This is a genomic window from Psychrobacter halotolerans (genome assembly GCF_039680845.1).
GTDB lineage: Bacteria > Pseudomonadota > Gammaproteobacteria > Pseudomonadales > Moraxellaceae > Psychrobacter.
On record NZ_JBDKWD010000001.1, the window covers coordinates 599,283 to 612,038 of the forward strand.

A 12,756-nucleotide genomic window follows, 5' to 3' on the forward strand; every position below is an offset into this window, starting at 1 on the left:
AATAGGTGGTCTTTTTTTATTTAGGACTAAATATACTATAGTTGATATACATTAAGCCGTCATCTGATAGCCAAAGCCCCACGCTGCAATCAACACAATAACGCCCGTAATGATACGCAACCACGCAAAAATCGTAAAGTCACGACGACTCACCCATGCAACCAAAAAGCGAATACAAAGGAGCGCGACCACAAAGGATACGACGGTTCCAATACCGATTACCAGCCAATCTTCGCTGTTGGTCAACACATCGCCATGTCTGAACAGATCCAATAGCGCTGCACCCACGATCACGGGAATACCTAAAAAGAAAGAAAATTCAGCAGACGCTTTACGTGATACCCCAAGCCATAACGCCCCAATAATGGTGGAGCCTGAACGCGACGTCCCTGGTATCAATGCAATACACTGAAACAGACCAATGAGCAAAGCAGTTTTTAGACTGACATCTTCCGCTTCTTGAGCAATGATTGGCTTGGGACGCTTCTCAACATAAAATATCAACAAGCCCCCAACGATTAGCATAATTGCAACGACAATCGGGTTAAACAAATAGGCTTTAATCTCATCAGCGAAGGTAAAACCCACGATCATCACTGGAATCGTCGCCACAATCAGACTCAATCCAAGTTGTCTTGGGTTTGCCATGCCATCTGCTTTACCCGTCAACAAGCCTATCAAAGCCTGCCACAGTCTGCCCCAGTAGTCATAGATAACCGCCAATATCGCACCAAGCTGCACCACCACAACGAACAAATCTACTTTTTCTTTGGTCCAAAAGCTCATCACATCTGCTGATAGAATCAAATAGCCAGTACTGGAGATGGGTAAAAACTCAGTGATACCTTCAACGATACCCATGATGACAGCTTGAATTAATAAAATGATATCCACAATGACTTTCCTAGACGAAGATATACTGATGGTTCAGTATAGTTTTTAGTATGTTCTAATATTTTTAACGAGTAATGGCAATGGTAATAATCACGCCTTCCCTTGCTCTTTTAACGTTTTCCATGCCTGATTGCGCAAATACTTGGGCAATGCATTGGCGGCATCGGTTCCACCTGAGGTCATAAATTGAACAATACCCAGCTGTCCTATCACGACCGCATCCGGCCAAACATCTTCATGGCAGACTTGCTCATCCTGCCGCGCTAACAGTACCGAGCCATTACCAACAATCGGTAGATTGAGCATGGTTTGGACATCGTAATCAAGCAGTTGCTCTGTGCTATCGTTATCGTTATCGAACACTGGCTGCATTATTAAACGATCAGCATCTTTTATAGCATAGTGGCCAAAATAAACCTGCTGCATACGCGCATCGAGCGCGCTGTATACATCGCTTAAGCCATATTGTAGATAGGCACATTGGGCAATCGCCTGTAAGCTTGATACGCCCACACAAGGTATGTCGTGCGCCACAGACAGTGCCTGTACCACGGCGGTATTGATGCGTATACCACTGAACGCGCCAGGGCCTCTGTTGAATATCAAGGCTTGTATATCAGCAAGCTTTAACTGAGCCTCAGACAGCGCAGCATCAATCATTGGAAGAATCTGCTGGGTCTGCTGGCGCTTGCCCGTCTCGGTATGACTCGATAACACTTGGCCATTCGAATCTAAAATCGCAACTGAGCACTGATCAAACACGGTATCCATGGATAAAAACATCATACTCTCGGCTTATACTGTCGGTATTATAAAAAAGCATTGGCTTAATAAATTTGGCCTATCATAGCATTTAGGCCAGGTCATTTTTATTACTTTCTATATTTTTCACACTTTATTCATGACAACTGGCTCAAACAAGACAGGTATAAAAAAACCTCAAAACTATTTTAGCTTTGAGGTTTTATAAACAACAACCTTAATCATTCAAGGTTAGTTATCTAAATTTAGTCACTACTTATCAAGTGATTAAAAGCGCGTTTTAAACTTCTTTGGCGCTTGATTTTGCATCTCTTGCATTTGCTTTTGCATCTCTTCGGTGCTTGGCATGTTGTTAGGATCAAGCCCCATTTGTTTTGCCATTTGCTCAGGGTTTACATCCTTGGCACCGCCTTGCTGACCGCCGCCAAACAATGGACCGCCGCCACCGCTACCACCAGCGCCGCCGCCCATTAAGCCTTGCATTGATTTCATCATTTTGCTGATGCCTTCAGGTTTTGAAATCATTTTCATCATTTTTGCCATTTGCTTGTGTTGCTTGAGCAAACGATTGACGTCTTGAATCTCACGACCTGACCCTGCAGCGATACGGCGCTTACGGCTTGGATTGATTTTGTCAGGATTTTTGCGTTCAAATGGGGTCATAGAATTAATCAGCGCTTCCATCTCACGCACTTTTTCTTCAGGTTTGGCATCTTCGACCGCTTTTTGCATGTCAGAGCCGCCCATACCTGGCATTTTGTCTAAAAATCCTGCCATACCGCCCATGCTCTTCATTTGCTGGAACTGAGTCAATAGATCCTCAAGGTCGAAATCACCGCCCTTCTGCATCTTTTTCGCCATTTTTTCGGCTTTATCGCGGTCAATTTTTTGCTCAACTTCTTCGACGAGGCTTAGAACATCACCCATACCTAAAATACGCTGAGCAATACGCTCTGGATGGAACAGCTCTAACGCATCTAATTTTTCGCCGCGACCCAAGAACTTAATCGGTTTACCTGTGATCGCACGTACCGATAGTGCTGCACCGCCGCGAGCATCACCGTCAGTCTTAGTTAGGATCACCCCTGTCAATGGCAACGCATCATTAAATGCTTTGGCCGTATTGGCCGCATCTTGACCGGTCATGGCATCGACAACAAACAGCGTTTCCGAAGGATTGACCGCCGCCGTGAGTGCTTTAATTTCATCCATCATGTCGTCATCGATGTGCAAACGACCTGCTGTATCGATGATCAAAATATCTTGATACTGAATTTTGGCTTCTTCTATCGCTCGACGCGCAATATCAATCGGATTCTCATCCGTGCTTGAATTTACAAACTTGGCATCAACTTGACCCGCTACCTGCTCAAGCTGCTTGATAGCGGCCGGACGATAGACGTCAGCTGAAACCAACATGACTTTTTTCTTATGGCGCTCTTGTAAGAATTTGGCAAGCTTACCAGCGGTGGTTGTTTTACCTGCCCCTTGCAATCCCGCTAGCAAATAAACAACGGGCGGCTTGCCCGTCATCTCTAGCTGTTGGTTGGCACTGCCCATCATTTCGGTCAGCTCGTCATGGACGATTTTGACAAAAGCTTGTCCTGGTGCCAGCTCTTTTAAGACCTCAGCACCCAGCGCTTGCTCTTTGACACGCTTCACAAAGTCACGCGTGACTGGTAGTGCCACGTCAGCTTCTAGCAGCGCCATACGCACTTCACGTAAGGTGTCTTTGATATTGTCTTCAGTCAGTTGCCCAGTCCCCACAATATTGCGTAGGCTCGACGATAAACGTTCTGTTAAGGTATCAAACATAAATAACTCTCAGTTAAAATCCGTTAAAATAATTCTTTGTTAAAATAGCTTTTAGTGCAACCATTTAGATGGCTTACAGGTAATATGGGGTGTAATTGATAAATATCAGATCGCATTTTACAAACCAATGATCAAAAAACAGTCTATTATCAATACTATAGCAAAATATGACGCCAATATTATCATCGTTTTGCAAAAGGCTTGACTATCTAAGCCGTCGTTTATGCTTATTGGGTTTGGTTCAGCGTGACTTAGTCGAGCAATTATAAGGAATACGCAAGATGGTACTCAATTGATCACCATTTTATGATAAATTGGACAATTATTCTAATCATTCCGATAATACCACTTTCGCATTGCATTGAGCAGTCATTATACGCTCAATATAAGATGAGGCTTTATGTCTGTGCACCTTGCATTCTTACTTGCTAGCCTAGCTTATATCTTAGTCAGCATTTACATTGGTTTTGCGCTGACTCAGGACAAACTTATCAATAAAGGCATCAGTTTGGGCTTATTGGTGGTTGGTATGGTCGCGCACGCGGTATTACTGTATCCCTACGTGGTCACGCTTTACGGTCTAAATTTTAATTTATTTAACGTTATTAGCTTAATCAGCTTATTTTTCTTATTCTTTTATGTGCTGTTTTGCTTGTATCGACCCATTGTCAGTCTTGGCATTTTAGCGGCGCCATCGGCGTTGGTGGGTATGACCGTTGGTTATATCGGACGCGCCCCTTATCAACCGATAACCAATATCAGCCTTGGGCTTGAGGCTCATATTCTGCTGTCTTTTGCCGCTTATTGTGTGCTGCTGATGGCCGCGATACAAGCGCTATTTTTGCGTCTCCAAATCCGTGAACTCAAGCACCAAACCATTCACCGCTTTTGGGTCAATAAGTTACCGTCCTTACAGAGTATGGAGAGCTTATTGTTTGACATGCTTTTGGTGGGATTTGTCTTACTCAGTATCGCGCTCGGCATCGGTTTTATCTATGTAGAAGATTTGATGGCGCAGCATATTGTCCATAAAACGGTCTTTAGTGTACTCTCATGGTTGTTGTTTGGCACCCTTTTACTCGGTCATTGGCGCGCCGGATGGCGTGGCAAACGTGCCGCCAACATCACCATTTACGCTTTTATTTTATTGGCTATTGGTTTTGTCGGCAGCAAGTTTGTGTTAGAACTACTGCTTGGCATTGGCTGATGTAATAGGAAATGGCAAGCAGTAGTTCTAACACTTTCGCTGACTGCAAACTGAAACAATATTTAGATGTTTTTTAGATAAATACCGTTTAGATAAATATTATTTGAATAACATCTACTCAGAAATGAGATGAGCTTTTAACAGAATGCTGATACTTAAACGCCGTTTTAATTAAAAACGACGGTCTTATTCCCCGCGACGATTACACGATTCTGCACATGCCAGTTGACAGCACGCGCCAATACATTGCGCTCGATATCACGACCAATGGCCCGCAGTTCTGTCACACCTTGACGATGGGTCACACGGTGGACGTCTTGCTCGATAATAGGCCCTTGATCGAGCTCGGCGGTCACGTAATGCGCGGTCGCTCCAATCAGCTTGACGCCTTTATCATAAGCTTGACGATAAGGATCTGCACCCACAAAAGCTGGCAAGAACGAATGATGGATATTAATCACTTGCATCGGCCAACGTTTCACAAAATCTGGTGACAGTATTTGCATGTAACGCGCTAGTACCAGTAAATCATTCCCTTCCATCAATTTATGAATCTGCTCTTCTGCCTGTTCCTTATTGTTTTTATTAACGGCCACATGATGAAACGTGATACCAAAGTTTTTGACCGCTTGACGCAAATCAGGATGGTTGCTGACGACACAGGTGATCTCGCAGTCCAGCAAGCCGCGCTGATGACGCCATAACAAATCTAATAATGCATGATCGAACTTGGACACCAAAATACCCACTTTGGTCTTAATCGCATTGTTGTGTAGACGCCAATCCATGTTGTGGCGTTTGGCAACGGTATGTCCGAAGCTGACTTCAAAATTGTCGATGATCTCACTCAACCCTGCCAAAGCGAACTCTAAACGCATAAAGTATTGACCGCCTTCGTGAGCGGTTGAGTATTGATCGAGCGTAATAATATTAGCACCATAGCGATGAATAAACTCAGATACCGCTTGTACGATACCCGCTTGATCTTTGCATTTGATTAAAAGCGTTGCGGTATCAATAGCCTCGCTCGCAGGTGATTCAGTAGAGAGGATGTTCGGCTGGATATTCGATGAGGAAGCCATCTTGGTATTGTCTGACATAGTACGCCCAATTAAAAAAATAAAATAATCACTAAATTTAAATGCTATCAGCAGCATAGGAAATCGACTATTTTAATCTTTTTCGCTAGGCTTTGCTGAGCGAGTTGCTTGTTTTTGGTTATTTAGGGTAATTAAATTATTTAAGCGGTTAATGCAAAAACCCCCAACGTAGAGTTGGGGGTTTTAGAAAGAATCTTATTTTATTGTACCAATAAAGTTCTAGTCGTTGTCGTAGCAGATGGGGCTGGCGTAGTAACCGTTATTTTAATTTTGTCATTTCTCTGACAGCCAGTATAAGAGAATCTATAGCTAACGTTACTAGCATTTACTGTTTGATTGCTAAGATCAACTACACTAGGGACCGTTAAATTTCCACTGGTAAATTCAGCTTCACAACTCCCACCCTCTGCAGCAATACCTATAGTAGTGCCCGATGCCATAGACACTGTCTGAGCTGAGTTGCCAAACATTTGAAAACTGATAGTTCTAGGAGTATCTAAATTGTTGATGGGATTAGGTGTTAGTGTAAGAGGTAAACCTGCAAGTAAAGGTGTATCTGCAGCCAAGCCTAGTACAAACTGATAGCGCAATATAGTCGCTAAACCATTACCACACGTACCCAAGATATTTGGTTGACTAAAGGTTGAAGGGGCACAAGCAGCACCTGAAGCGTCTCTTCTATACACAAACTCACCTGCTTCTGAATCATATTGATTGTTTTCATTGTCATCGCGGAAGAAGTCACCGATATTACGAGTAAAGACATCACCAGCACTAAACTGGTTATCACCGTCTCTATCAATATAGTCCTTGTCCCCTTCAACATAGGCAACGACCGAGATACGGTTGTCTACTGGGCGAGGGTTTTGTGTACTAAATTCAACCGAACAAACGCCACTTTGAGTCGCACAATTTGGCGTCACTCTGCCACCTTCGCTCACAAAACTTACAGTTGTACCATTTGGTACAGGGTTCCCTACTCTATCGACCAGCCTTGCGGTAATCGTAGCGGTATCACCATCAGCACTAACGGCCAATACATTTTTACTTAATGAGATACTCACGCCATTTTGAGTGGCACGCCCTGTTGCTACGGAGACGTCTTTAGATAAGGCAAAGACGTTAGGGTTTGAGATTAAGGCTGCTTTTATTTCTACAGGTCCAGGTAAAGCACCAGGGTATAAGTTAACAACTACGTTACCTTGAGAATCACTGGTCACTGTTTGAGATGCCTGATTGTTTAATGTCACAAATCTAAAATCTCTAGGAGCAGATACTTTACTGATTTCAACTTGCTGATTGGCAGCAGGACGACCATTTGCATAGACGGTGAATACTATCTGTCCAGAACTTGATGATCCACTATTGCTAGCACCTAGCTGTACCGGATCAGTCGTCGTGTAAAATATTGAGCTTGCTTCAACATTTGCGATACTGATCGTTCTTGTTTGTCCATTTTCTGGATTGTTTGTAGGAGTAGCAGTAATGGTTTGTGTGCCTGCACATAAATTTCCATTTGCATCTACGGCTGTATAGGTAGCAATGACATCCCCTTGATTACTAGAGATCATACTGTTGTTGTCAAAAGTGCCACAGCTAGTACTAAAATTAACCGTGACATCATTTTGATCCATATTATTACTAGAATCTTTTGTTTTTAATGTAATATTTGCAGTGCCGCCTGAATTCAGACTTGTAGAAGATAAGGCAAAATCAGCTAAGATTACGTCAATGGGTTTTAGTGAAAAACTATAATTTGGAGTGGTTGCTGTCAGGTTATTATAACTGACCGTTGCATTTAGCGTATAACTACCCGTGGTGGTACTATCTAATGGTTTGACCGATATATTCGCCTCTCCATCTTCATTAGTTAATACTTTACCATTATCCGTACCAAACGTGACCGCTTCTCCTACAAAAGCCACCAATGCCCCACTAACAGGTACGCCAGTCTCGTCCTTTACTACCACACTTGCATTGGCGCCTGAAGACGTAATAATACGAGTGACATCGCCGTTCACATCAGTTAATGATATCGGCGTTACCTGTATGGCGTCAACTGGTGTGACTGGGCCATTACCACCATCATTACCATTGCCAGGCTGAGTCACACCCGTATCAGGCTCAGGTGCAATCGTATCAGTACCATCTCCGCCTCCACAACCTGCCAACGCTAGTGCGCAAGTCAAAGAAGTGAGTTTAAATAGCTTGGAAGCAAAAGGTAATGAGCTATATGACATTTTTAGACTCCGCATGAGCAGTAATTTATTCGAGCAAATAAGCAAAAACATTACACAGATTCAGAATAGATTGGTAATGATACATAGGTTTACATTGAGGCAAGTAGTATTAACAGAATGTATTAAATATATAACAGCAACTTTACTGACTTTTGTTATAACTTACAACTAAAAATTACGGGTTACTATTAAATAATCAACAACATAGCCCACGCATTTCAGGGTATAATACTCATCCTTTAAACCAACAATAATCATAAAAATATTTGAGTATTCATCTATTTTATGGTATAAATGTCGGCTTTAAAATTTTCTGAATTGGTCAGGCTGTTATTTGCCTTTAGATAGCAGTTTTACCAGCTCAACCTTCATATAGTTTTGTTTGGTGCAAAGCTGCCGCTTGCTGTGTCCATGCCGCAAAAACGTGCAACTTGCCCAGACTGGTATGAGAAAACCTCATACCTCATAGATTAGGAGTTCGCCATGTCTCGAGTTTGCCAAGTGACTGGAAAGCGCCCTATGGTGGGTAATAATGTTTCGCACGCAAACAACAAAACCCGTCGTCGCTTTCTACCAAACCTACACAACCATCGTTTTTGGGTAGAGTCTGAAAATCGTTTTGTACGTCTACGTGTGTCTACCAAAGGTATGCGCATGATTGACAAACTGGGTATCGATAAAGTGCTAGCGGATCTACGCGCACAAGGTCAAAAAGTATAAGTAAACACTAGCAGCTTATCTATAGCGATCATTTCGTTAGTAAGCTGCTTTTGTGCTGCCATAGGTAGCAACTTATTACTTGAGACGCATACCTATCGTTTTAAGACCCCTCATTTACAGGAAAGCTATCATGAGAGATAAGATTAAGTTAGTATCGACTGCTGGTACTGGGTATTACTACACCACTACTAAAAACAAGCGCACTATGCCAGGCAAAATGGAAATCAAAAAGTTTGATCCAAAAGTACGCCAGCATGTGATCTTTAAAGAAGCCAAAATCAAATAATAACTGTTTTTATCGACAGTTTTGTTTGAACACAAAAAAGGGTTTATCAATAGATAAACCCTTTTTTATGGTTATAAACTTAATGGAAGACCGATTCAAAAATTATTTAGAAACCTATCAAACTTAACTATAGTGGGTTGGTTCTTTATCATAAACGTGCGCGTGCCACTGGCTCATCTGCTTTTGCATAATGATCTGTATCGCAGCATGTATCATATGCTGTCCAACTGCTTGAGTGTCACTACCGAGCAGCTCTTTTAGCTTATCAGAAAAATCAATGGTCATAAGCGGTGCCTCATCTTGTTCGGCATCACGCAATAACAATCTACCATCTTCAGCCTCGACCAGCTCAAGCGTGGTTTCCTTGGCAAATCCTGCAAATTGATCGGTATTATCGTTGTCTACTTCTATATCATTATCGATATCGTATGGCATTCGCTTGTTCCTTATAGTCCCGTGTAATACTTGCAAAAAAACCTTATATCGCAAGCCACCGTTTTATTAGCAATACGGATAAATTAGTAACGCGGGTAAAACTGTCTTACCTATACAATGGACGCTTTAGGCTTAAAATTCAAGGCCTCTTCTATAAGTCTTCTACAGAATGCTATTTTAAAATAAGCGGGCTTACCCCATTAGCGCCAATAGCGAAGCTTTGCTATTGTAAATAAGAAAGCAACAAACATGCCAAGATAATAAACAAGCTTTAATTCAAGCGTGGGGTCGCGATATTTAAACGGTAATGCCACTGTGGCAGTCGCCGTTGGCAGTATCAAAAGCATAAGCAGCCAGTTTTCAATGACGTTCAGCCAACCTTGTAAGTCCGTACCATGACGCAATGAGGCCAAGCCCATCAGCAGACAGGCTACAATCAAGCTTGTAAACAAACCGTTTGGTAAATCTTTTGGATAAATAATGTTGGCAATACTGGTTGGTACGATTCGCATATAAAATTCCAGCCATGTAAGTGGCGCATGGCTTAATCATTAAAAAAAGGTTTAAAAGTTGACTGATAAAAAGTCTACAACGCTGTATTTATCAATGAATAGTGCTGGTAGTGTTAGAGACTTTAGCTATATGAGCCCATCAACCATAGCATCGCCACACAGGCAGTCAACCAGCCAAGCGTCAACGCGTTTCTTGTCTCAATGTTCAGACCTTTAACCTTGTTGACTACTCGGGAACCAAGCCAAAAAAACAGTGGAATGCCAAGCACAAAGGTAGGCACGATAACGGCAGCATGACGCAGCACCGTACCAACATCATCACCAACCATCAGACGAAATCCATAACCAGCAAGGCTGAGCACCAGCGCAAAGATTGCTAGGCCAATAGTAATGCCTTTCGGTACCAAACTGCGTTTTGTCTCAGTACGTTTGACTGGTTCGGACAGTGCTGAGGAGTTCATTGATTTTTCTGCGTCCATATTTCACCTTTACGTCACTTAACACTATGCAGAGTGTCGGTTACTGATCAGTATTTGCCAGCGTTAGCTCTTGGCGCATGGCATCGATAGCCGCTTTGTAATCTTCTTGATTAAATATCGCAGAGCCTGCGACAAACATATCTGCCCCCGCTTCGGCAACGGCACGAATGTTACTGGCTTTAATACCGCCATCCACTTCCAATCTGATGGCTCGACCACTAGCAATGATACGCTGACGGACTTGGCGCACTTTATCTAAGGTACTGTCGATAAATGACTGACCACCATACCCAGGGTTGACACTCATGAGCAATATTTGATCAACTTTGTCCATGACGTGATCCAAATAATGTAGAGGAGTGGCGGGATTCAACACCAAACCACATTCTGCCCCGCCATCTTTAATCAATTGTAAGGAGCGATCAACATGGGCACTGGCTTCTGGATGGAAGGTGATAATACTGGCACCCGCCTCTAAAAACTGCTCAATCATGCTATCGACAGGAGACACCATCAGATGGACGTCAATCGGCGCATCAATTCCATAATCACGTAGCGCTTTACAAATCATACTACCAAACGTCAGATTGGGCACGTAATGATTGTCCATTACATCAAAATGAATCACATCGGCACCCGACTCTAGTACTTTTTCTACCTCTTCACCCAAACGCGCAAAATCAGCTGACAGAATCGAAGGGGCGATAAGATAAGGTTTAGAAGAACTAATCATAATAAAGCTACCTAATTTAGGTTTAAAGAAATTTTTAGGTTTAAAGAAAACACCGATAAAGGAAAAAAGAATTGGCCATCGCGTTTTTTAGGTAATAAAAACAGTGCTATTTATTATTACATCACTAGCGCGGTTTATACTGCGTTTTGCAATACGCTCGGCCAACCTCAAACTCTCGTTTTGCTTGATGTTTGGTGGCACGATTGGTTACTCGCTCACGCCATAACTTAAAAGACGATGGCTTTAACTCTTGGCGCATCAGCTTAATGACGTCAGGCTCAGCCAAACCATAGCTATGCTCTATCGCGCCAAATGGCGTTCTGTCTTCCCATGCCATCTCTATCACTCGTGAGACTTGTTCCTCGCTCAACACGCGCGCGCCAGCTTCATTGACTGATTGGGCGATCCTATCATCTGATTGGGCCAAACGTGGCAGCTTACTCTCTAAATCAGCCTCTGTATTCGTACTGGTCTGCTGTTTATCTTTTAATGCCGCGTCCATATCCGCTTGCATGGTAGCAAGCGTAGACTCAGCAGCGCCAGAACCTGATGAGGGCTGGGCAACATTTTTGCTGGTTAAATCCTGATAACTTGCCATAAGACTGACCTTTTAAAAAATAAATATGCGATAAAAACATCACAGCAAATGCGAGGGTTTGTCCTAATTGAGCTGGGCCATATGCCAATGATGCTCAATATGGTCAGTTATCATACTTTGAATAAAATAATAACTGTGATCATGTCCAGCATGGTAGCGCAGCGTCAATGGCTGTTTGGCTTTCTCACAAGCTTCTTGCAGCTTTGACGTTTGCAAGTGTCCCTCTAAAAAGAACTCATCTGCACCGCCTTGATCCACCAAAATACTGGCATACTGCCGACCTAATTTGGCAATTACTTTTGAGGCATCAGCCTTCTCCCACAAGGTTTTGTCATCACCAAAGTATTCAGTGTACGCTTTTTGACCCCATGAGGACTCACTCGCCGAGCAAACCGGTGACATGGCGGAGACACTAATAAACTTACTGGGGTGCTTAAACCCTAATAGCAAGGAGCCGTGTCCACCCATTGAGTGTCCCATGATACCCATCGTACTGATTGGGAATTCGGCGCGTAATAGATCGTACAACTCCTCAACAATATAGGTTTCCATATTGAAATGCTCAGCCCATGGCGCCTCTTTAGCATCGACATAGTAACCCGCGCCTTGTCCGACAAAATAACGCTCATCGTCGGCTACTTCAATATCAGCATCACTACGCGGCGATGTATCAGGTGCGATAAAGATAATACCAAGCTCGCTACATTTTTGTTGAAAATGGCCTTTGTGGGTGACGTTATCTGCACTACAGGTCAATCCTGACAGGTATAAAATGGCGGGGCAAAGCTGCCCCGATAGCGCTTCATCAGGCATATAAATACTGAATGTCATCGGTGTTTTGGTCGCAGCTGATTGATGACGATAATAATGCTGTTCACCATTAAAGCAGCGGTTCACACTTTTTTGGGTAAGCTTGGTATTAACAGACAAACTGTGGTTATAAGAATTATTCATGAGTGACATCCTTTTTATCTA

The 12,756-nt window shown here is 42.9% G+C and carries 14 protein-coding genes; 3 read left to right on the top strand and 11 right to left on the bottom strand.

Annotated features, from left to right (window positions below):
• Positions 1–51: 51 nt before the first annotated feature.
• From AAJP47_RS02570 to ffh, 3 genes are all read right to left on the bottom strand, one after another.
• Complete coding sequence (locus tag AAJP47_RS02570) at positions 52–894, bottom strand: undecaprenyl-diphosphate phosphatase (protein WP_346716337.1); 843 nt, start codon at positions 892–894, stop codon at positions 52–54.
• A gap of 90 nt (positions 895–984) precedes the next feature.
• On the bottom strand, positions 985–1,677 hold the full coding sequence (tsaB, locus tag AAJP47_RS02575) for a tRNA (adenosine(37)-N6)-threonylcarbamoyltransferase complex dimerization subunit type 1 TsaB (RefSeq protein WP_346716561.1): 693 nt from the start codon (positions 1,675–1,677) through the stop codon (positions 985–987).
• A gap of 246 nt (positions 1,678–1,923) precedes the next feature.
• A complete protein-coding gene (ffh, locus tag AAJP47_RS02580) occupies positions 1,924–3,471 on the bottom strand; it encodes a signal recognition particle protein (RefSeq protein WP_346716338.1) in 1,548 nt (515 codons plus the stop codon).
• 406 nt (positions 3,472–3,877) lie between these two features.
• On the opposite strand from ffh, the gene AAJP47_RS02585 reads away from it, so the two are divergent.
• Positions 3,878–4,678 carry a cytochrome C assembly family protein gene (locus tag AAJP47_RS02585; RefSeq protein ID WP_346716562.1) on the top strand — a complete coding sequence of 267 codons (801 nt, stop codon included), beginning with the start codon at positions 3,878–3,880 and terminating at the stop codon, positions 4,676–4,678.
• 167 nt (positions 4,679–4,845) lie between these two features.
• Here the strand turns inward: AAJP47_RS02585 and purU are convergent, their stop codons facing one another.
• On the bottom strand, positions 4,846–5,778 hold the full coding sequence (gene purU / locus AAJP47_RS02590) for a formyltetrahydrofolate deformylase (RefSeq protein ID WP_346716339.1): 933 nt from the start codon (positions 5,776–5,778) through the stop codon (positions 4,846–4,848).
• A 200-nt stretch (positions 5,779–5,978) separates the two neighbouring features.
• The gene (locus tag AAJP47_RS02595; protein WP_346716340.1) at positions 5,979–8,018 is read right to left on the bottom strand and encodes an Ig-like domain-containing protein; all 2,040 of its coding nucleotides are present in this window, start codon (positions 8,016–8,018) and stop codon (positions 5,979–5,981) included.
• Positions 8,019–8,501: 483 nt separating this feature from the next.
• Between AAJP47_RS02595 and rpmB the strand changes: the two genes are divergently transcribed.
• Positions 8,502–8,738, top strand: a complete 237-nt coding sequence (rpmB, locus tag AAJP47_RS02600; protein ID WP_346716341.1) for a 50S ribosomal protein L28 — start codon at positions 8,502–8,504, stop codon at positions 8,736–8,738.
• A 130-nt stretch (positions 8,739–8,868) separates the two neighbouring features.
• A complete protein-coding gene (gene rpmG, locus AAJP47_RS02605) occupies positions 8,869–9,024 on the top strand; it encodes a 50S ribosomal protein L33 (RefSeq protein ID WP_010201403.1) in 156 nt (51 codons plus the stop codon).
• A gap of 123 nt (positions 9,025–9,147) precedes the next feature.
• On the opposite strand, the gene AAJP47_RS02610 is transcribed toward rpmG, so the two are convergent.
• The 6 genes from AAJP47_RS02610 to fghA form a co-directional block, all read right to left on the bottom strand.
• Positions 9,148–9,459: a hypothetical protein gene (locus tag AAJP47_RS02610; protein ID WP_346716342.1), complete on the bottom strand. Its 312-nt coding sequence runs from the start codon at positions 9,457–9,459 to the stop codon at positions 9,148–9,150.
• A gap of 200 nt (positions 9,460–9,659) precedes the next feature.
• Positions 9,660–9,971, bottom strand: a complete 312-nt coding sequence (locus AAJP47_RS02615; RefSeq protein ID WP_346716343.1) for a hypothetical protein — start codon at positions 9,969–9,971, stop codon at positions 9,660–9,662.
• Between the two features lie 122 nt (positions 9,972–10,093).
• Positions 10,094–10,432: a hypothetical protein gene (locus AAJP47_RS02620; RefSeq protein WP_346716563.1), complete on the bottom strand. Its 339-nt coding sequence runs from the start codon at positions 10,430–10,432 to the stop codon at positions 10,094–10,096.
• Positions 10,433–10,490: 58 nt separating this feature from the next.
• Entirely contained in the window at positions 10,491–11,183 is a 693-nt protein-coding gene (gene rpe, locus AAJP47_RS02625; RefSeq protein ID WP_346716344.1) for a ribulose-phosphate 3-epimerase, read from the bottom strand.
• A 124-nt stretch (positions 11,184–11,307) separates the two neighbouring features.
• Positions 11,308–11,556 (bottom strand): TIGR03643 family protein, encoded by a 249-nt coding sequence (locus AAJP47_RS02630; RefSeq protein WP_497198677.1) that lies wholly within the window; start codon positions 11,554–11,556, stop codon positions 11,308–11,310.
• A 288-nt stretch (positions 11,557–11,844) separates the two neighbouring features.
• Positions 11,845–12,735, bottom strand: a complete 891-nt coding sequence (fghA, locus tag AAJP47_RS02635) for an S-formylglutathione hydrolase (protein ID WP_346716345.1) — start codon at positions 12,733–12,735, stop codon at positions 11,845–11,847.
• Between the last annotated feature and the right edge of the window lie 21 nt (positions 12,736–12,756).

Bases quoted from the DNA above. Each gene is read 5' to 3' on its own strand.
- purU (WP_346716339.1), bottom strand. From the start codon at position 5,778: ATGTCAGACAATACCAAGATGGCTTCCTCATCGAATATCCAGCCGAAC.
- fghA (WP_346716345.1), bottom strand. From the start codon at position 12,735: ATGAATAATTCTTATAACCACAGTTTGTCTGTTAATACCAAGCTTACC.
- ffh (WP_346716338.1), bottom strand. From the start codon at position 3,471: ATGTTTGATACCTTAACAGAACGTTTATCGTCGAGCCTACGCAATATT.
- rpmG (WP_010201403.1), top strand. From the start codon at position 8,869: ATGAGAGATAAGATTAAGTTAGTATCGACTGCTGGTACTGGGTATTAC.
- rpmB (WP_346716341.1), top strand. From the start codon at position 8,502: ATGTCTCGAGTTTGCCAAGTGACTGGAAAGCGCCCTATGGTGGGTAAT.
- AAJP47_RS02595 (WP_346716340.1), bottom strand. From the start codon at position 8,018: ATGTCATATAGCTCATTACCTTTTGCTTCCAAGCTATTTAAACTCACT.
- AAJP47_RS02620 (WP_346716563.1), bottom strand. From the start codon at position 10,432: ATGAACTCCTCAGCACTGTCCGAACCAGTCAAACGTACTGAGACAAAA.
- AAJP47_RS02615 (WP_346716343.1), bottom strand. From the start codon at position 9,971: ATGCGAATCGTACCAACCAGTATTGCCAACATTATTTATCCAAAAGAT.
- tsaB (WP_346716561.1), bottom strand. From the start codon at position 1,677: ATGTTTTTATCCATGGATACCGTGTTTGATCAGTGCTCAGTTGCGATT.
- AAJP47_RS02610 (WP_346716342.1), bottom strand. From the start codon at position 9,459: ATGCCATACGATATCGATAATGATATAGAAGTAGACAACGATAATACC.
- rpe (WP_346716344.1), bottom strand. From the start codon at position 11,183: ATGATTAGTTCTTCTAAACCTTATCTTATCGCCCCTTCGATTCTGTCA.